Raw genomic sequence first — 19,097 nt, 5'->3', positions numbered from 1 at the left:
CTAATGAAACCCCAGTGTGTTAAGCAAAATGTATTACGCCGCAATCAGTTCAGGTAAGGGGACCAGGACGGTTCTCTGACTTCGCCTTGAGCGGTAGGAAGTGAGAGCCTCACGCGGCCGTTCAGCGACACGAGCATCAAGACTCCCCGGCCCTGCTGGCGGGTGGCGTAGATTAGCATGGTGCCGTTTGGCGCAACAGTGGGAGACTCATCAAGACTTGTTTCAGACAGAATCTTTACACTTCCGCGTTGCAAGTCCTGTGCCGCCACTTTGAAGTTGGTAAAGCCCTGTTGGCGATGAATCATTACCAGGGTCTTTTCGTCCGCCGAAAGTTTCGGGTTGGCGTTGTAGTTACCTACGAACGTTACGCGCTCGGCACCACCACCACTGACCGACTGTTTATAGATCTGCGGTTTGCCGCCACGGTCGGAAGTGAAGTAGAGGGTGTTGCCATCTTTACCCCAGAACGGCTCGGTATTGATACCCGGGCCTGCAGTAACACGGCTGATCTGGCGCGAGGCCACGTTCATCACGTAGATGTCCGGGTTGCCGTCCTTGGACAGTACGAACGCCAGGCGCGAACCGTCCGGCGACCAGGCTGGCGCACCGTTCAGGCCTTCGAAGTTGGTCACCTGCTCGCGGCGGCCAGTATCGATGTTCTGCACGAAGATACGTGGGCGCTTCTGCTCGAACGAAACGTAGGCGATACGTTTGCCATCTGGCGCAAAGCGCGGCGACAGGATCGGCTCACGCGATTGCAGCAGGGTCACCGCACGCGCACCGTCGTAGTCCGAACGCTGGAGGGTGTAGCGGGTGTTATTGGTGGAGAAACGCTCGGCCGTCACGTACAGCATGCGCGTAGAGAACGCGCCCTTGATGCCGGTGAGCTTCTCGAACGACTGGTCGGCAATGTAGTGCGCCATGTCGCGCAACTGGTCGGTGCTGCCCGCCACGCTGCCGGTCAGCACTTGCTGCTCGGTGGCGACGTTGAACAGCGCGTACTGCACCTGCAGGCGACCGCCCGACGGCACGATGCTGCCGACCATCACGTACTGTGCACCCAGCGCTTTCCAATCACGGAAGATCACTTCGCTGGCCTGCGACGGCTGGCTGATCATGTTCTGCCGCGGAATTGGCGAGTAATAGCCAGAGTTGCGCAGGTCGTTGCCGATGATGTCGGCGATGTCTTCAGGCAACACGCTACCGCCCTGCAGACCGAACGGCACTACCGCGATGGGCGTGGCCCGGTCGCTGCCGCTGGTAACCAGGATGTTCTTTTCTTCTGCCACCGCCATGCCTGCCACGCAGCAGAGCATGACCAGCAGTCCTCTCAGACGTTTAATCACAACGCTAGATCCTCAGGTGTAAATGTCATCTTGAACGAACGATATTGGTTGAAATCGCTCGGCTTCATACCCTGCATCTCGGTCAAACGACCAATGTTCTTCACCGCAGCCACCGCCGAACTGTCATACGGGCCGTCACCACTGGACCGGGCCACGCTGACATTGGTGATGGTACCGTCCGGCAACATGTTGATCTGCAGGACCACCGTCATGCCCTTGCGCGCGGAAGGCGGACGTGCCCAGCCCTCGGCCGCGCGCATGCGGATCAGGTCGTCGAAGTCGCCGGCCACCTGGTCACCCTGCTCGTCGGCCAGCGCCTGCTGCCGCTCGGTGGTATCGGACAACAGCTCGGCCAGTGCCTGGGCTTTCTTGTCTTCTGCCGCCTTGCGGGCCGCTTCCTGTGCCTTCTTCTTCTGGGCATCTGCAGCGGCCTTTTTCTTGGCCTCTTCAGCTGCCTTCTTCTTCGCGTCCTCGGCCGCCGCTTTCTTCTTGGCGTCCTCGGCTGCTTTCTTCTTGGCCTCTTCGGCTGCCTTTTTCTTGGCGTCCTCGGCGGCTTTCTTCTTCGCCTCTTCAGCGGCCGCTTTCTTGGCCTCTTCTTCGGCTTTTTTCTTGGCTTCGTCCTCGGCCTTCTTCTTGGCGATGTCGGCCTGCTGTTTCTCGGCAGCTTTCTTCGCCTCGTCGGCCTTCTTGGCTTCGGCAGCTTTCTTGGCCTCGGCAGCCTTGGCGGCTTCAGCGGCCTTGGCAGCATCCTCGGCTTTTTTCGCCTCGGCGGCTTCGCGGGCCTCTTCGGCCTTTTGAGCGGCGTCAGCTTTCTTTTGTTCCGCGGCCTTCACGGCCTCCTGCTCGACCTTCTTCTGTTCCAGCTGCTCGACTTCGGTCTGGCGCGAAGCGGTTTTCTTCGCCTCCCCGGCAATCTTCTGATTGGTCTGGGTGGTTGCCTGGCTCTTGGACTTGAGCTGGTACAGGGTAGCCTGAACGATCGGCTTGGAAGGCGGCAGCTCCGGCGTCATGGCAAAACTGACGAACAGCAGGGCGAACACCAGCACATGCAGGCCGATGGCCCAGACACTGGGCCAGAAGTAGCTTTCCGAGGCGGATGGCTCTCGCTGTTGCATCAGGGCGCCTCGGTAATCAGGCCAACGTTACCGACACCGGCCTTCTGCAACCCGCCCATGGCACCCATGACCGCGCCATAGTCGACAGCCTTGTCGCCACGAATGAACACCTGGGTCTGCTTGCCCTGGTCACGGCCGGCAGCAATGATCTTGGTCACGGCGTCGGTCATGGCCGGCAAGGTCATGGCTTTGTCCATCTGCTTGTCGGTATCGACTTCGCTGCCGAGGTTCCAGTAATAGGTTTTATCGGCCTTGATGGAGATGGTGAGGATCTGGACGTTGTTGTCCTGCGGCAAGGCTTCGCTGGAAACCTTGGGCAGGTCGACCTTCACGCCCTGGTTGAGCATGGGCGCCGTCACCATGAAGATGACCAGCAGCACCAGCATCACGTCGATGTAGGGCACCACGTTCATCTCGGCGACGGGCTTGCGTTTGTGGCGAACTCGGGCCATGGGCTTCTACCTGATTACTCTTCGCTGGTGTGCACTTTGCGGTGCAGGATCGCCTGGAACTCGTCGGCGAAGGTGTAGTAACGGCCGATCAGTACTTCACTGCGCGCGGCGAAACGGTTGTAGGCAATAACAGCCGGGATTGCCGCGAACAGGCCGATGGCGGTAGCGATCAGTGCTTCGGCGATGCCCGGAGCAACGGTAGCCAGGGTGGCCTGCTGGGCGCTGGCCAGGCCGCGGAAGGAGTTCATGATGCCCCACACGGTGCCGAACAGGCCGATGTACGGGCTGGTCGAACCAACGGTGGCCAGGAACGGCAAGCTCTGCTCGAGTTTTTCTTCCTCGCGCGAGATGGCCACGCGCATGGCACGGCCAACACCTTCCATGACGGCGTCCGGGTCAACACCCGGTTGCTGGCGCAGGCGCGAGAACTCCTTGAAACCGGCACGGAACACCTGCTCTACGCCGGAGTCCGGGTCTGGGTTGCTGCCTGCCTGGCGGTACAGCTTGGACAGGTCGATACCCGACCAGAAGCGCTCTTCGAAGGCATCCAGCGCACGACGACCGGCGCGCAGCATGGTGCTGCGCTGGAAGATCATGATCCATGAGGTGACCGAGGCGGCCACCAGGGTCAGCATTACCAGCTGTACCACCACGCTGGCATTGCTGACCAGACTCCACATGGAGGTATGGTCGACGACGTTAGCTTCCACGCTTATTCTCCTGCATTCGATTGATTACCCGAGCCGTCCGCCGCAAAGGCGTCGCGCAGCTGGGGGGGTAGGGCTCGGGGTTTGAAAGTGTCGGCGCGCACGGCAGCCACCAGGAACTGCCCTTCGCAAAGCAGCGTTTCATCCTTTTCCCGCCAGACCTGCTGTACGAAACGCAAGCTGGCGCGATTGAGTTCAAGGACCTGCGCGGTCACCCGCAATTCGTCATCCAGCCGCGCCGGCGCGTGATAGCGCGCTTCGCTGGAATGGACCACGAACAGCAGGTTGTCTTCAGCCAGTTGCGACTGGGAAAAGCCCAGGTGCCGCAGGCGTTCGGTGCGCGCGCGCTCCATGAATTTCAGGTAGTTGACGTAATACACCACGCCGCCCGCATCGGTATCTTCGTAATAGACGCGACACCGATGTGCGAACGGTTCGAGCTGATTTTGCGCGCGCATACTCTAGTGCTTACTCCTCAGCTTGCCAATCCGCTGTGGCAACTGTTTTTTCTTCATTAATGTCTTATTGCCAGCGCACCAGGGGCATGCCAGCGGTAGGACCACAAAAAGTCGCTTTCGATCTGTCATTCATCGCCTGGCTCGGAAAAATCGCCCCCCTCCCCCAAGCGCCCGGGAATATTCAGCCCAAAGTGCAGGTAGGCATGCCGGGTGACCACGCGGCCGCGTGGCGTGCGCATGATGTAGCCCTGCTGAATCAGGTACGGCTCAAGCACATCTTCGATGGTATGACGCTCTTCGCTGATGGCTGCAGCCAGGTTGTCCACGCCCACCGGGCCGCCATCGAACTTCTCGATCATGGTCAGCAGCAGGCGACGGTCGGAATGGTCGAAACCACGCTCGTCGACATCCAGCAGGTTCAGCGCCATGTCAGCCACGGCCTTGGTGATCTGGCCCTTGCCGCGTACCTCGGCATAGTCACGCACGCGGCGCAGCAGGCGGTTGGCGATGCGCGGCGTGCCACGGGCACGGCGGGCGATCTCGTAGGCACCCTGGTCTTCGATGGCCAGGCCAAGGATGTTGGCCGAGCGGCTGACGATGGTGCTCAGATCCTTGTCGTTGTAGAACTCCAGGCGCTGGACGATACCGAAGCGATCACGCAGTGGGTTGGTCAGCATGCCGGCACGGGTAGTAGCCCCCACCAGGGTGAAGGGTGGCAGATCGAGTTTGATAGAACGGGCTGCGGGGCCTTCGCCGATCATGATGTCGAGCTGGAAGTCCTCCATGGCCGGGTACAGCACCTCCTCGACAACAGGCGACAGGCGGTGGATTTCGTCGATGAACAGCACGTCGTGCGGCTCGAGGTTGGTCAGCATGGCTGCCAGGTCGCCGGGGCGCTCGAGAATCGGCCCCGAAGTGCTCTTCACCGACACGCCCATTTCATGGGCGATGATGTTGGCCAGGGTGGTCTTGCCCAGGCCGGGCGGGCCGAAGATCAGCGTGTGGTCAAGCGACTCGCCGCGGCCGCGGGCGGCCTGGATGAACAGCGCCATCTGCTCGCGCACCACCGGCTGGCCGATGTACTCGTCCAGGCTCAGCGGGCGAATCGCACGGTCCTGGACTTCTTCGCGGTCGCGGCCACTGGCGGCGATCAGGCGGTCGGCTTCGATCACTTGGAAATCATCCCTTTCAGGCTGCGGCGGATCAGCTCTTCACTGCTCAGGCCGGCCTTGTCCTTGATCGCGGCGATTGCCTTGCTGGCTTCCTGCGGCTTGTAGCCCAGCGAGACCAGGGCACTGACGGCATCGGCCTCGGCACTGGACTCGCTGGCGACCGGTAAAGGCCCATCGGACACCAGGGTGAACATGGCCGGCGAGGTTTCCCAGGCCTTGAAACGGTCCTTGAGCTCGACCAGCAAGCGCTCGGCGGTTTTCTTGCCGACGCCCGGCACGCGCACCAGGGCTGAGGTGTCCTGGGCCTGCACGCAGCGCACCAGTTCATCCACTTCCAGCCCGGACATCAGCGCCAGGGCCAGCTTCGGCCCTACGCCGTTCAGGCGGATCAGCTCGCGGAACAGCTCGCGCTCGCGCTTTTCGGCAAAGCCGTAGAGCAAGTGGGCATCTTCGCGCACGACCAGGTGGGTATGCACCGTGACGGTTTCACCCACTTTGGGCAGACGGTACAGCGTGGTCATGGGAACTTCCAGTTCGTAACCCACGCCGTTGACGTCGATAATCAGGTGAGGCGGTTGTTTTTCCGCCAGGGTGCCGCGCAAACGTCCAATCACGTTCCGATCCTTCCTCTCGGGGAGCCGGTCAAAGACCGCTCAACCCTATCAGCAAATGCAGCGGGTGAATGTAACACCCGAACAAAATGTGTATCAGCGCATGAAGCGCTTACAGACGCAAGCGCCCGCCGCGTCGCCGCGCTGTGGTCAAGCCATGCGGCACCAGGCTGGAGCGGGTGTGGGCGTGGCACAGAGCGATGGCCAAGGCATCGGAAGCGTCGATCTGCGGTTTTTGCGTCAATTTCAGCAGGTGCATGACCATCATCATCACCTGCTCCTTGTTGGCCCCGCCCGTGCCGGCCACGGCCTGCTTGACCTGGGTGGCGCTGTACTCGGCGATCTCCAGGCCGGCCTCGGCGGCGGCGACGATAGCCGCGCCACGTGCCTGGCCAAGCTTGAGCGCCGAATCGGCGTTGCGGGCCATGAACACCCGTTCGATGCCCATGGTCACCGGGCCGTGCTGGGCAATGATTTCACTGACACCACGAAAAACAATCTGCAGCCGCTCGTGCAGCTCACCGCTGCCGGTGCGGATGCAGCCCGACGCCACGTACTCGCAACCACGGGCGGTCTGGCGTACCACGCCATAGCCGGTGATGCGCGAGCCGGGGTCGATACCTAGAATCAGAGTCATAAAGCCCGTCGAAAAAATGATGCATCTCTACAAACTGCGCCGGCCCTTTCGCGGGTAAACCCGCTCCTACAGGTACTGCACCACATTTGAAATGGGCGTAATACCTGTAGGAGCGGGTTTACCCGCGAAAGGGCCGGCACAGGCGCTATCAAACGCTCAGAGTTGGCACAAAATGCCAAATCACCTTAGCCGAGGTTTTCCATGATCTCGTCGGAAATCTGGGCATTGGAATAGACGTTCTGCACGTCGTCCAGGTCTTCGAGCATGTCGATCAGCTTGAGCACCTTTTCGGCACCGTCCTGGTCGAGCTCGGCACTGGTGGTCGGCTGCTTGACGATTTCCGCGTCAGCGGCCTTGAAGCCTGCCTCTTCCAAGGCATTACGCACGGCATAGAAGCTGTTGAACGAGGTGAACACGTCGAACGAGCCGTCGTCATTGGCGACCACGTCGTCGGCATCGGCCTCCATTGCCGCTTCCATCAACGCGTCCTCTTCCACGCCCGGGGCAAAGCTGATCTGGCCTTTGCGCTCGAACAGGTAGGCCACCGAACCGTCAGTACCCAGGTTGCCGCCACACTTGGTGAAGGCATGACGCACGGCCGCGGCGGTACGGTTGCGGTTGTCGGTCATGGCTTCGACCATGATCGCCACGCCACCCGGGCCATAACCTTCGTAGCTCAGCTCTTCGACATTGTCGCTTTCATTGGTGCCAGCACCACGGGCCACGGCGCGATCGATGATGTCGCGGCTCATGTTGGCGCCCAACGCCTTGTCCAGGGCCAGGCGAAGACGCGGGTTGGATGCCGGATCCGGGCCACCCTGCTTGGCAGCGACCGTCAGTTCACGGATCCACTTGGTGAAGACCTTGCCTCTCTTGGCATCCTGGCGCTCTTTGCGGTGCTTGATGTTCGCCCACTTGGAATGACCAGCCATAACGACTCCGAATCCTTTGAATCACAAACGGCCCCGCCCCATGACGGGGCGGGACGGGAAAAAACCTGCGTCGAAACGCAAAGGCGCATCCATGTGGATGCGCCCGGGGACTGCTTACTCGACCTTGGTCTGTTCGCGCAGTCGGATGTGCAGTTCGCGCAGGGCCTTGGCGTCGACCATGCCAGGGGCCTGGGTCATGACGCATGCAGCGCTCTGGGTTTTCGGGAACGCGATCACTTCACGGATCGACTGGGCGCCGGTCATCAGCATGACCAGACGGTCCAGACCGAATGCCAGGCCACCGTGAGGCGGTGCCCCGAACTTCAGAGCGTCGAGCAGGAAGCCGAACTTCTCTTCCTGTTCTTCTGCCTCGATACCCAGCAGACGGAATACCGCCTGTTGCATCTCTTTACGGTGGATACGGATCGAACCGCCACCCAGCTCGGTACCGTTCAGCACCATGTCGTAGGCACGGGACAGGGCAGTGGCCGGGTTGGCCTCGAGCTCTTCCGGGGTGCACTTCGGCGCGGTGAACGGGTGGTGCAATGCAGTGAAGCTGCCGTCTTCGTTCTCTTCGAACATCGGGAAGTCGACGACCCACATCGGCGCCCACTCGCAGGTCAGCAGCTCGAAGTCGTGACCCAGACGAATACGCAGCGCACCCAGGGCTTCGCTGACTACCTTGAACTTGTCGGCACCGAAGAACACGATGTCGCCGTCCACGGCACCCACGCGGTCGAGGATGTTGTTGAGGTTGGCCTCAGGGATGTTCTTGACGATCGGCGACTGCAGGCCTTCGACACCCTTGGCGCGCTCATTGACCTTGATGTAGGCCAGGCCCTTGGCACCGTAGATGCCAACGAACTTGGTGTACTCGTCGATTTTGCTGCGCGGCATGCTGGCACCACCTGGCAGACGCAGGGCGGTAACGCGGCACTTCGGATCGTTGGCCGGGCCGGCGAACACCTTGAAGTCGACATCCTTCAGCTGGTCGGCAACGTCGACCAGTTCCAGCGGAATACGCAGGTCTGGCTTGTCGGAGCCGTAGCGGCGCATGGCCTCTTCGAAGGTCATGTGCGGGAATTCGCCGAATTCCAGATCGAGCACTTCCTTGAACAGCTTGCGGATCATGCTTTCGGTCAGGCCCATGATCTCGCTTTCATCGAGGAAACTGGTCTCGATGTCGATCTGGGTGAATTCCGGCTGACGGTCGGCACGCAGGTCTTCGTCACGGAAGCACTTGGCGATCTGGTAGTAACGATCGAAGCCAGCGACCATCAGCAGCTGCTTGAACAGCTGTGGCGATTGCGGCAGGGCGAAGAAGCTACCGGCGTGGGTACGGCTTGGCACCAGGTAGTCGCGGGCGCCTTCCGGGGTGGCACGGGTGAGAATCGGGGTTTCGACGTCGAGGAAGCCGTTTTCGTCGAGGAAGCGACGGATGCTGCTGGTGATGCGCGAGCGCAGGCGCAGCTTGTCGGCCATTTCCGGGCGACGCAGATCGATGAAGCGGTAACGCAGGCGGGTTTCCTCGCCGACGTCGGAGTATTCGTTCAGGGGGAACGGCGGGGTTTCCGCTTCGTTGAGCACGTTCAGCTGGTAGCCGAGGATCTCGATGGCACCGGAAGCCATGTTGGCATTCACTGCACCTTCAGGACGCTTGCGGACCTTGCCGGTGATCTGCACGACGTATTCGCTGCGCACGCGGTCGGCGGCAGCGAAGGTTTCGGCGCGATCCGGGTCGAACACGACCTGGGCCATGCCTTCGCGGTCACGGATGTCGAGGAAGATCACCCCGCCGTGGTCGCGGCGACGATGGACCCAGCCGCAAAGGGTGACTTCCTGGCCGTCCAGGCTCTCGTTCAGTTGGCCGCAATAATGGCTGCGCATCATGATGGTGGTTTCGCTTCTCGTGATTCGTGTATTCGGTGGAGGCCTTGGCCGCCCGGAGGACTAATACTGCAAGACCCGGTCACAGCATTCAACTCAGTCGGCCTTGTCGCCGCCTGCCAGATTCTTTTTCGCCCCGGTCTTGAAGTCGGTTTCGTACCAACCGTTACCGCTCAGGCGAAAGCCTGGCACCGACAGCAGCTTTTTCAGTGCCGGCGCCTGACAGGCCGGGCAATCGATCAGCGGCGCGGCGCTGATCTTCTGCAGCACTTCCATGCGGTGCTCGCAGGACGCACATTGATAGTCATAAAGGGGCATGGGTGTCTCTCGTCAACCATAACGCTGGCTGCCGGGGGGCAGCAAAAAGCGGGATTATATATGGTTAGCAAGCACTGCGCAGCCCGCCTGGCGATCAGCGCGCACTTGGCGGGTCCTGCAGCCACGCCACGCAGATTACCCGGATCAGCCCGCTGAAATTGCGCACTCCGCCCTGGCGCAGGTGCACCTCACGGTCCACGTAGGACAACACGGCACTGACCGAACAACGGTTGGCGGCGGCGATGCGCTCTAGGATACCCCAGTAGACAGCCTCCAGGCGCAGACAGGTAGAAAAGCCGTTGAGCCGCACGGAACGTGACACCGGCTGCGTCTGCAACATGTCGAAGTCCGCCTTGAACGGGTCGATGCACTGTTTCCCTGGCCAGTTGCCCTGGCCGGCCATACGCTTGTTCGCTTGCATCATGCGCCACACTTCCTCGTCACAGGTACCAGGTGGCCTATGAAGCGCTGACGGGCGAGCTTAAAGCAGCGGCAAAATGTTCCTTCGCAAATACCAGATTGCCAGGCGGAGCCTGTGGGAGCAGGCAATGCGGTGGATGGCACCGGCTGCGCCGGTGTTCGCGGGCACGCCCGCTCCCACGGGGGTTGCGCAAGCTTTCCCCTTGAGCAACGGTTACTTGTCGTCGAGCAGTACCCGCAGCATCCAGGCGGTTTTCTCGTGAACCTGCATGCGCTGCGTCAGCAGGTCGGCGGTCGGCTCGTCACTGACCTTGTCCACCACAGGGAAAATGCTGCGCGCAGTGCGTACCACGGCCTCCTGCCCCTGAACAAGCTGGCGGATCATCTCGTCTGCCGGGGGGACGCCTTCCTCCTCCTTGATCGACGAGTGCCGTGCATAGAATGCATACGAACCCGGTGCCGGGAAGCCCAAGGCACGGATGCGCTCGGCGATCGAATCGACTGCCAGCGCCAGTTCGTTGTACTGCTCTTCGAACATCAGGTGCAAGGTGCGGAACGACGGGCCGGTGACGTTCCAGTGAAAGTTATGGGTTTTCAGATACAGCACGTAGGTATCCGACAACAGGCGGGACAGCCCATCGACGATGGACTTGCGATCTTCTTCACTGATACCGATATCGATTGCCATGAAGCTCCCCTTTCCACAAGGCTTGAGACTCAAGCGGGTGCCGACCACTGTAGCAACACTTGCCGCATGCCGCATGTGACATGGCGCAATACATTGCCCACTGGGCGGCCTGCGGTTTGAGTAGGCTGCGGCTTTACTGTTAAATAGGCAGTGTGCCACCCGTGCGGACTGTCATTGCCGGGTGCATAGGCTGGCCTGCCACGTGTTCGCGCTCTATATCTCATGCGCACCGTGCTGCCAGCTCTTCCTGTGATCGGCCTTATCAACAGTGAGCCAACCCCATGTTCAAGATCGTCCATCTGGTGACGGGCGTGGCAGCTTTGCTGCTATCGCTCATACCCAGCCTGAAAACCGATGCGACACCCTTCCTGCAACAACCCGACGCGGTCTACCTGGCCCTGCTCGGCCTGCTCAACCTTGTGCTGGCCCCGGTCGTGCCGCTGTATCATCGCGGCGCGCGGCAACAACTGCAGCACCTGGCCTGCGCCCTGCTGGTAGTCGCCGTCGTGCTGCAGACCCTGACGCTACTGGCCCGCCCCGAAATGGGCAACCTGGCAGCCCTGGTGTGTGCGGCGCTGGCCGTGGCCGTGCATCTGGCCGTGGGCTTTGCCCGCAGCACGCGCAAGGCACGCGGCACTCAACACGTGGCACAAGATGCCGGCAACCGTGATACCGGCACCGTCAAATGGTTCAACACGTCGAAAGGCTTTGGTTTCATCTCCCGAGACTCGGGCGATGACATCTTCGTGCACTTTCGGGCCATCCGCGGTGAGGGCCACCGCATTCTGGTCGAAGGCCAGCGCGTGGAGTTTTCGGTGATGCACCGCGACAAGGGCCTGCAGGCCGAAGACGTGGTTGCAGTAAACCGCCGTTGACCAACGGCTGACCGGCCGACGCTATCAACGGCAAACCAGCGCCCACAAGGGCCGTGCTGCACCTGAAGGCAGCATCATACCTGTGGGGGCTGGCTTGCCGGCGATAGCAGCCTGGAACAACTCAATAATGAGGAGGCGGGGCCTCTTCCCCTTCGCTGCCATACTGGCCAACCATCTCTTCATGACGCTTGATCAGCTCGGCCATCTGCAATTGCAGCCGCTCGATCACCCGCGCTTGCTCCACCACCACGTCATTCAGCGCCTGGATAGTGTCATCCTGAAACGCCTGACGGGTTTCCAGTTCGACCATCCGCATTTCCAGTGTCATCTCAGGCCTCTTGGTATCCAGCAAGTTGTAGCCCGCGCAGACGCTGGCGAACAGCTTGCAGTTGATCATCGGTGTAGCCCACAGGCGCACACTTGCCCCATACCGGTGCCGGCCATGCAGCGTCGTCGCGCTGGCGCACAATCACATGCATGTGCAACTGGCTGACCACGTTGCCCAAGGTAGCCACGTTCATCTTGTCGGCCCCATAGCTGGCTTTCAACGCCTCTGCCAACAAGGTGGTTTCCTGCCACAACTGCTGTTGCTCTGCCGCATCCAGCTCGAACAGCTCACTGATACCAGCGCGCTTGGGCACCAGAATGAACCATGGGTAATTGGCATCCTTGCTCAGCAGCAACTGGCACAGCGGAAACTCTCCCAACACCAGCGAATCCTGCTGCAAACGCGAATCGAGGACGAACACGGCATATCTCCTTCAGGCAATACATCCCGCTTCAGGCGGAAAACAGGGCAGCAAGGATACCTTGCACACTCCCGGTAACACAGCGCTACTTTTCGCACCAAAATGAGGCCACCTGCCCGCCCCTCCCACACTGACCACCCCACAAACGACGCTGGATGAACAAGTCGCGGTAACACTTTGACTCTAAGGGCAACTTTATAATTTTTAATGATTCTCGATCGCACAAATCACACAAGCAGCCTTCGCCCCGCGTTTACGGGACTTTCCGACCCTCGGTAGCAGGTTTTGTGAAAATTTCATGAACTGTTGCGAATTTTGAGCACGCTTGTTGCATTCCCTTCACGCCAAGTCGGCACGACATCTGCAGTGACAGGTGTACGCGACAAATAACAACAGCGACATGGGTTACCAGGGAGTTTCCTCAACCGGAATCGGCAGTTACAGATTCGTTACGGTGACAGGAATAGCGCTGAGGTTATACGGCCCCTGAACCGGGGCGTGATTTGCGACATGGAAATACTTAAAAGCGACACGGTGAAAAAGTTCCGCAAAGAGTGCTTATAGCCATATCGCCAACAACAGTCTGCGTGCTATACATTTTCGCCGACATAAAAAGAAAGAGCTGCCCCATATAACTAAAAGACTTGGACGCAGCGGTACTCTTCCTAAAAACCAAAGAAGCAAATCACGATGCGCGTGATGAAGTGGAGCATGATCGCCCTGGCCGTTTCGGCAGGGACCTCGCAGTTGGCAATGGCCTCGGCACAGGACGAGTCCAAAGGTTTCATCGAAGACAGCAAGCTGAGCGTCAAGACCCGCATGCTGTATTTCAGCCGTGACTTCCGTAACAACGAAGGCGGCCAGAGCCGTCGCGAAGAAACCGGCCTGGGCTTCGTCGGCACCTTCGAGTCCGGCTTCACCCAAGGCACCGTGGGTGTGGGTGTCGACGCCATCGGCATGCTCGGCCTGAAACTGGACAGCGGCAAGGGCCGTGCCGGTACCGGCCTGTTCCCGACCGGTTCCGACGGCCGTTCGCAGGATGACTACTCCAAGGGCGGCGGCGCGGTCAAATTCCGCATCTCCGACACCGTGCTGAAAGTGGGTGACCAGTTCACCGCGCTGCCGGTCTTCGCCACCGATGACAGCCGTCTGCTGCCAGAAATCGCCCAGGGCACCCTGATCACCAGCAACGAGATCGAAGGGCTGACCCTGCACGCTGGTCACTTCACCAGCCTGACTGCCCAGGAACAAACCAACCGCGACAGCTTCGGCCTGAAGGAAGCCAACGTGGTCGGCGGCACCTACGCCTTCACCGACAACCTCAGCACCAGCCTGTACTACTCGAAGGTTGAAGACTACTGGCGCAAATACTACGCCAACGTCAACTGGGCGCTGCCAATCTCCGACAATCAAGGCCTGGTGTTCGACTTCAACATCTATGACACCAAGAGCGAAGGCTCTGCCGAGTACCGCGCCTTCGATGGCGACAAGCTGGACAACCGCGCGTTCAGCCTGTCGGGCGCCTACAACATCGGCGCTCACACCTTCACCCTGGCCTACCAGAAAGTCACCGGCGACGGCGACTATGGTTATGGTATCGACGGTGTCGGCACCATCTTCCTGGCCAACTCCGTGGCCCGCTCCGACTTCAACGCCGAAGACGAGAAATCCTGGCAGGCTCGCTACGACCTGAACTTCGCCGAATACGGCATTCCAGGCCTGACCTTCATGACCCGTTATGTACGCGGTTCCGACGCCAACGTCGCCGGCACCAGCAACGGCAAAGAATGGGAACGTGACGTCGACATCAAGTACGTGCTGCAGGAAGGCCCGGCGAAAGACCTGAGCTTCCGCGTGCGTCAGGCCACCTACCGTTCTTCCGATGGTGTCTACTACGATTCCCCATCGATCGACGAACTGCGCCTGATCGTGGAGTACCCGCTGAGCATCCTGTAAGCCTGGCTTGCAGTGCCCCGCACCTGAAAAAGCCCGGCAATCACGCCGGGCTTTTTCTTGGCTGACAAGTGTCACGCCCTGGGGCATCCTGTACGCCTTCGTTTCCCCCCCGTACAATGCGGGGCTATTTCAACGTCTTAGGCAATCGACACGGCTAACCATGCGCACCAGTCAATATTTGCTCGCCACCCAGAAAGAAACCCCTGCCGACGCAGTGGTCATCAGCCATCAGCTCATGCTGCGTGCCGGCATGATCCGCAAACTGGCCTCCGGCCTGTACACCTGGCTGCCGATGGGCTTGCGGGTAATGCGCAAGGTCGAAGCCGTGGTGCGTGAGGAAATGAACGCCGCCGGCGCCCTGGAAGTGCTGATGCCGAGCATCCAGCCCGCCGAGCTGTGGCAGGAATCCGGTCGCTGGGAGCAATACGGCCCTGAGCTGCTGCGCCTGAAAGACCGCCACCAGCGCGACTTCTGCGTTGGCCCTACCCACGAAGAAGTGATCACCGACCTGGCCCGTAACGAGCTGTCCAGCTATAAACAGCTGCCGCTCAACCTGTACCAGATCCAGACCAAGTTCCGTGACGAGATCCGCCCGCGCTTCGGCCTGATGCGTGGCCGCGAGTTCATCATGAAGGACGCCTACTCGTTCCATGCCGACCAGGCTTCCCTGCAGGAAACCTATGATCGCATGCACCAGGCGTACAGCAATGTGTTCACCCGCCTGGGCCTGGACTTCCGCCCAGTGCAGGCCGACACCGGCTCGATCGGGGGCAGCTACTCGCACGAGTTCCACGTGCTGGCAGAGTCTGGTGAAGATGACGTGATCTTCAGCGACAGCTCCGACTACGCCGCCAACATCGAGAAGGCCGAAGCCATCCCGCGTGAAACCGTGCGCCCTGCCCCTACCGAGGAGCTGCGCCTGGTCGACACCCCGAATGCCAAGACCATTGCCCAGTTGGTGGAAAACCACGGCCTGCCGATCGAAAAGACCGTCAAGACCCTGATCGTACGCGGTGCCGAAGAGGGCAAGCTGATTGCCCTGATCGTCCGTGGCGACCACGAACTGAACGAAATCAAGGCCACCAAGCTGGAACAGGTTGCCGACCCGCTGGTCATGGCCACCGAAGCCGAACTGCGCGACGCCATTGGCGCCGGCGCCGGCTCGCTCGGCCCGCTCAACCTGCCACTGGAAATCATCATCGACCGCTCGGTTGCCCTGATGAGCGACTTCGGCATCGGCGCCAACATCGACGACAAGCACTACTTCGGCGTCAACTGGGAGCGCGACCTGCCGGTGCCACAGGTTGCCGACCTGCGTAACGTGGTCGAAGGCGACCCAAGCCCGGACGGCCAGGGCACCCTGGTTATCAAGCGCGGCATCGAAGTGGGCCACATCTTCCAGCTGGGCACCAAGTACAGCGAGGCGCTGAAGTGCCAGGTGCTGGGCGAGAACGGCAAGCCGGTCGTACTGTCGATGGGTTGCTACGGCATTGGCGTGTCCCGTGTGGTTGCAGCTGCCATCGAGCAGAGCTATGACGACAAGGGCATCATCTGGAACGACGCCCTGGCTCCGTTCCAGATTGCCCTGGTCCCACTGCGCTACGAAACCGACGTGGTCCGCGAAGCAACCGACAAGCTGTATGCCGAACTGACTGCCGCCGGCTATGAAGTGCTGCTGGACGACCGCGACAAGAAAACCAGCCCAGGCATCAAGTTTGCCGACATGGAGCTGATCGGCATCCCACACCGCATCGTCGTCAGCGATCGCGGCCTGGCCGAAGGCAACCTGGAGTACAAGCACCGCACCGAGCAGGACGCCCAGGCGTTGCCGCTCAATGAAGTGCTGACCTTCCTGCAGGCCCGCGTTCGCCGCTGATAACCAATGCACGAGTGATCATGTACAAGCGAAGTACCTTTACCCTTGGGGGCGCCGCACTGTGCGGCGCCCTGCTCGTCAGCGGCTGCGCCAACCAGATGTCCCAGCGCAGCGACCATGAGGAGCGCGTCGAGCGCAAACTGCTCGAGCATACCCTGCAGATCGATGTCGGCGAGCCGAAGGTGATGGAGCTTCCGCAGCGACGTGTGCGCGTGCATGAGCAAAAGCGCTTCGAAGTCACCGAATTCGAAGTGACCCGTCGTTATGACCGCTACACGCCTTACCAACCCTGGCGGGAGATCTACGAGATCCCGCTGGGTGCAGTGGCCGTGGTGGCGGGTGTCGGCGCCAATGTGGTCAACGTCTTCGCCTTGGGTAACCTGCCGCAAAGTATCACCCACGACTGGCTCAGCTATGGCGTGGATGGGCTCAACCCGTTCATGAACGTGCCATCCAACGGCCGCGCCCAGCAGAACCTGGCCGGGATCAGCGAAGTGCAGAAAGGCAAGCGCGAGGAATCCATCAGCCTGCCCTGGAGCGAGCGCCTGGTCGAGGTCAAGGCCGGCAAGATGACCCACGAGCTGACCACCGACCGCAACGGCGTGCTGCGCCTGAACCTGCTCGACAGCCCGTTCTCCGAGCAGAACCTCAACCACGTCGGCACCCTGCACCTGCAAGTACTTGACGAGGACAATGCGGTACGAGGCGATGCCAGCCTGTTGGTCAGCGCCACCCTGCGCAATAAGCTGCTCGAAGCCCATGAGCTGATCTTCGATGACCTCGAAGATGATGATGTCGGCCAGTGGGTGCACCGGGTCAAGCGCCTGTCCGAACTGGGCCTTGAAGAGGAAGCCAGTGAAATGGAACAGAGCCTGATCGAGCTGACCCGCAACGATCCGGAGCTGCAGCAGGAGTTCCTGCAGTCGCTTACCAAGGCCACTGGCCGGTTGGTGGCGGATCCAGGCGTGCATTAATAGAAGGGGCTGCATTGCAGCCCCTTTCATTTGGGCGGAAACAGCTCCAACTGTTCATGCGCGCCCCGCAAGTCACGCAACCTCACCCCTACCCCTAGCAAGCGCACCGGCTTGCCGCCACGGGCGAACGCCTGCCCCAGCAATTGCCGATAACTCTCCAGGTCCCGGCCCGCCCCGGCCTGCTCCATGGTGGTCTGGCTGAAGTCATGGAACTTGACCTTGACGAACGGTTTGTCTGGCCGGTAACTGCTGTCCATTCGGGCGATGCGTTCGTTCAGGCTATCCAGCAACTCTGGCAGCCGCGCCAGGCAACTGGCCAGGTCTGGCAGGTCGGTGTCGTAGGTGTTTTCCACACTCACCGACTGGCGTCGGCTGTCGTTATGCACCGCACGCTCATCGATCCCTCGCGCCAGCCCCCACAACCGCTCGCCAAAACTGCCGAACTCACGCACCAATGCCAGCCGTGACCACTCACGCAAATGCAGGCAGGTTTCGATGCCCAGCCGCGTCAGTTTGTCGGCCGTCACCTTACCCACCCCATGCAACCTGGCCACCGGCAAGGCTGCAACGAACGTTTCCACTTCATTTGGGGTAATCACGAACAGCCCATTGGGTTTGCGCCAGTCACTGGCGATCTTGGCCAGAAACTTGTTAGGCGCCACGCCAGCCGACACGGTGATATGCAGGGTGCGGGCAACACGCCGGCGAATATCCTCGGCAATGCGCGTGGCGCTGCCCGAATACCACTGGCTGTCGCTGACATCCAGATAAGCTTCGTCCAGGGACAAAGGCTCGATGAGCTCCGTGTAATCGCGAAAGATCGTGTGGATTTCCCGCGAGGCCTCACGGTAGGCCTCGAAGCGCGGCTTGACGATCAACAGATCGGGGCAAAGCTTCAGCGCATGCCGCGATGACATGGCCGAGCGCACACCATAGGCACGCGCTTCATAGTTGCAGGTGGCGATTACCCCGCGATGGTCGGGCGAGCCCCCCACCGCCATGGGGCGACCGGCCAGGCGCGGGTCGTCACGCATCTCGATCGCAGCGTAGAAACAATCGCAGTCGACGTGGATGATCTTGCGCAAGGACATGGACGACCGTCAGCACTGTAAATTCATACAGATAGTATCGCATGCACCCAGCTTTGAAACAGCTCACCTGCCTTGCTACACGATAATCGGCCTGAAAGCCCCGCCGTGACTGAGCTGTACACGGTCATGAAGCGCTAAGGGTTTGAACAAAAAAGGTTTTTCCAAAACAATTGCTTGACATCAGTGCGTAAATCCGTAGAATTCGATCTCACAGGCGCGGGATGGAGCAGCCTGGTAGCTCGTCGGGCTCATAACCCGAAGGTCGTCGGTTCAAATCCGGCTCCCGCAACCAGATTCGAGAAAAGGCCACTGTTAACGCAGTGGCCTTTTTCTTTGCCCGTTAAAAAGCTTTTTCGAAAAAACATCGACAAATCAAAGCCTAGCGCTTGACATATAAACTACACGCTGTAGAATCCGCCCCACTGACGCGGGATGGAGCAGCCTGGTAGCTCGTCGGGCTCATAACCCGAAGGTCGTCGGTTCAAATCCGGCTCCCGCAACCAGATTCAAGAAAAGGCCACTGTTAACACAGTGGCCTTTTTCTTTGCCTGCTGATAAGCATTCGCGAAAAAACGTCGAAAAATCAAAGCCTAGCGCTTGACATACAAACCACACACTGTAGAATCCGCCCCACTGACGCGGGATGGAGCAGCCTGGTAGCTCGTCGGGCTCATAACCCGAAGGTCGTCGGTTCAAATCCGGCTCCCGCAACCATATTCGTCAGAACAAACCCCGCCTGTGTAAAAGCAGCGCGGGGTTTGTTGCTTTATACCTCCCTGACTTTCGTCGCCTCGATTTTCCCTCCCCTCATGCCAACCCGCAGGCTTGAGATG

Annotated in this window: 20 protein-coding genes and 3 tRNA genes; 7 read left to right on the top strand and 16 right to left on the bottom strand. The window is 60.4% G+C overall.

Going from position 1 to position 19,097, the window contains the following annotated elements; genetic code table 11:
* Window positions 1-44 precede the first annotated feature (44 nt).
* The 13 genes from tolB to LU682_RS06435 all read right to left on the bottom strand — a co-directional run bounded on the left by tolB (window position 45) and on the right by LU682_RS06435 (window position 10,743).
* Window positions 45-1,316 (bottom strand): Tol-Pal system beta propeller repeat protein TolB, encoded by a 1,272-nt coding sequence (gene tolB / locus LU682_RS06495; RefSeq protein WP_232857440.1) that lies wholly within the window; start codon window positions 1,314-1,316, stop codon window positions 45-47.
* A gap of 26 nt (window positions 1,317-1,342) precedes the next feature.
* Complete coding sequence (tolA, locus tag LU682_RS06490; protein WP_010952368.1) at window positions 1,343-2,461, bottom strand: cell envelope integrity protein TolA; 1,119 nt, start codon at window positions 2,459-2,461, stop codon at window positions 1,343-1,345.
* Entirely contained in the window at window positions 2,461-2,913 is a 453-nt protein-coding gene (gene tolR / locus LU682_RS06485; RefSeq protein ID WP_003254760.1) for a protein TolR, read from the bottom strand. Before tolR ends, tolA begins: the two co-directional genes overlap by 1 nt.
* 14 nt (window positions 2,914-2,927) lie before the next feature.
* The gene (gene tolQ / locus LU682_RS06480; RefSeq protein ID WP_010952367.1) at window positions 2,928-3,623 is read right to left on the bottom strand and encodes a protein TolQ; all 696 of its coding nucleotides are present in this window, start codon (window positions 3,621-3,623) and stop codon (window positions 2,928-2,930) included.
* 2 nt (window positions 3,624-3,625) lie between these two features.
* Window positions 3,626-4,078, bottom strand: coding sequence for a tol-pal system-associated acyl-CoA thioesterase (gene ybgC / locus LU682_RS06475; RefSeq protein ID WP_003254764.1), 453 nt, complete (start codon window positions 4,076-4,078; stop codon window positions 3,626-3,628).
* Window positions 4,079-4,203: 125 nt separating this feature from the next.
* A complete protein-coding gene (gene ruvB / locus LU682_RS06470) occupies window positions 4,204-5,250 on the bottom strand; it encodes a Holliday junction branch migration DNA helicase RuvB (protein ID WP_003254766.1) in 1,047 nt (348 codons plus the stop codon).
* A complete protein-coding gene (gene ruvA, locus LU682_RS06465; RefSeq protein ID WP_003254768.1) occupies window positions 5,247-5,864 on the bottom strand; it encodes a Holliday junction branch migration protein RuvA in 618 nt (205 codons plus the stop codon). The genes ruvB and ruvA overlap by 4 nt, the downstream gene beginning before the upstream one ends.
* 109 nt (window positions 5,865-5,973) lie before the next feature.
* Entirely contained in the window at window positions 5,974-6,498 is a 525-nt protein-coding gene (ruvC, locus tag LU682_RS06460) for a crossover junction endodeoxyribonuclease RuvC (protein WP_010952366.1), read from the bottom strand.
* 185 nt (window positions 6,499-6,683) lie between these two features.
* On the bottom strand, window positions 6,684-7,430 hold the full coding sequence (locus LU682_RS06455) for a YebC/PmpR family DNA-binding transcriptional regulator (RefSeq protein ID WP_232914925.1): 747 nt from the start codon (window positions 7,428-7,430) through the stop codon (window positions 6,684-6,686).
* A gap of 114 nt (window positions 7,431-7,544) precedes the next feature.
* The gene (gene aspS, locus LU682_RS06450) at window positions 7,545-9,320 is read right to left on the bottom strand and encodes an aspartate--tRNA ligase (RefSeq protein WP_004575741.1); all 1,776 of its coding nucleotides are present in this window, start codon (window positions 9,318-9,320) and stop codon (window positions 7,545-7,547) included.
* A gap of 93 nt (window positions 9,321-9,413) precedes the next feature.
* On the bottom strand, window positions 9,414-9,635 hold the full coding sequence (locus tag LU682_RS06445) for an FmdB family zinc ribbon protein (protein ID WP_010952365.1): 222 nt from the start codon (window positions 9,633-9,635) through the stop codon (window positions 9,414-9,416).
* Between the two features lie 94 nt (window positions 9,636-9,729).
* Entirely contained in the window at window positions 9,730-10,059 is a 330-nt protein-coding gene (locus tag LU682_RS06440; RefSeq protein ID WP_020189844.1) for a ribbon-helix-helix domain-containing protein, read from the bottom strand.
* A gap of 210 nt (window positions 10,060-10,269) precedes the next feature.
* Entirely contained in the window at window positions 10,270-10,743 is a 474-nt protein-coding gene (locus tag LU682_RS06435; protein WP_010952363.1) for a Dps family protein, read from the bottom strand.
* Window positions 10,744-11,024: 281 nt separating this feature from the next.
* Here LU682_RS06435 and LU682_RS06430 point away from each other — a divergent pair, with 281 nt between their 5' ends.
* Complete coding sequence (locus LU682_RS06430) at window positions 11,025-11,618, top strand: cold-shock protein (RefSeq protein ID WP_049587981.1); 594 nt, start codon at window positions 11,025-11,027, stop codon at window positions 11,616-11,618.
* 121 nt (window positions 11,619-11,739) lie between these two features.
* Here the strand turns inward: LU682_RS06430 and LU682_RS06425 are convergent, their stop codons facing one another.
* Window positions 11,740-11,946 carry a SlyX family protein gene (locus tag LU682_RS06425; RefSeq protein ID WP_010952361.1) on the bottom strand — a complete coding sequence of 69 codons (207 nt, stop codon included), beginning with the start codon at window positions 11,944-11,946 and terminating at the stop codon, window positions 11,740-11,742.
* A 1-nt stretch (window position 11,947) separates the two neighbouring features.
* Complete coding sequence (locus LU682_RS06420; protein WP_010952360.1) at window positions 11,948-12,367, bottom strand: HIT family protein; 420 nt, start codon at window positions 12,365-12,367, stop codon at window positions 11,948-11,950.
* Window positions 12,368-13,057: 690 nt separating this feature from the next.
* Between LU682_RS06420 and LU682_RS06415 the strand changes: the two genes are divergently transcribed.
* From LU682_RS06415 to LU682_RS06405, 3 genes are all read left to right on the top strand, one after another.
* On the top strand, window positions 13,058-14,323 hold the full coding sequence (locus tag LU682_RS06415) for an OprD family porin (RefSeq protein WP_232914924.1): 1,266 nt from the start codon (window positions 13,058-13,060) through the stop codon (window positions 14,321-14,323).
* A 160-nt stretch (window positions 14,324-14,483) separates the two neighbouring features.
* Complete coding sequence (locus LU682_RS06410; RefSeq protein WP_010952358.1) at window positions 14,484-16,199, top strand: proline--tRNA ligase; 1,716 nt, start codon at window positions 14,484-14,486, stop codon at window positions 16,197-16,199.
* A 20-nt stretch (window positions 16,200-16,219) separates the two neighbouring features.
* A complete protein-coding gene (locus tag LU682_RS06405) occupies window positions 16,220-17,173 on the top strand; it encodes a hypothetical protein (protein ID WP_014589989.1) in 954 nt (317 codons plus the stop codon).
* 26 nt (window positions 17,174-17,199) lie between these two features.
* On the opposite strand, the gene dinB is transcribed toward LU682_RS06405, so the two are convergent.
* A complete protein-coding gene (dinB, locus tag LU682_RS06400) occupies window positions 17,200-18,258 on the bottom strand; it encodes a DNA polymerase IV (RefSeq protein ID WP_162490561.1) in 1,059 nt (352 codons plus the stop codon).
* Between the two features lie 221 nt (window positions 18,259-18,479).
* Between dinB and LU682_RS06395 the strand changes: the two genes are divergently transcribed.
* The 3 genes from LU682_RS06395 to LU682_RS06385 all read left to right on the top strand — a co-directional run bounded on the left by LU682_RS06395 (window position 18,480) and on the right by LU682_RS06385 (window position 18,978).
* Window positions 18,480-18,556 (top strand) — tRNA-Met (locus tag LU682_RS06395).
* Window positions 18,557-18,690: 134 nt separating this feature from the next.
* Window positions 18,691-18,767: transfer RNA gene (locus tag LU682_RS06390), tRNA-Met, on the top strand.
* Between the two features lie 134 nt (window positions 18,768-18,901).
* Window positions 18,902-18,978: transfer RNA gene (locus tag LU682_RS06385), tRNA-Met, on the top strand.
* The last annotated feature ends 119 nt before the right edge of the window (window positions 18,979-19,097 follow it).

The organism is Pseudomonas alloputida (assembly GCF_021283545.2).
Taxonomy (GTDB): Bacteria; Pseudomonadota; Gammaproteobacteria; order Pseudomonadales; family Pseudomonadaceae; genus Aquipseudomonas; species Aquipseudomonas alloputida.
Note: the sequence above shows the minus strand (reverse complement) of the source record. Positions and strands in the feature narration are given on the sequence as shown.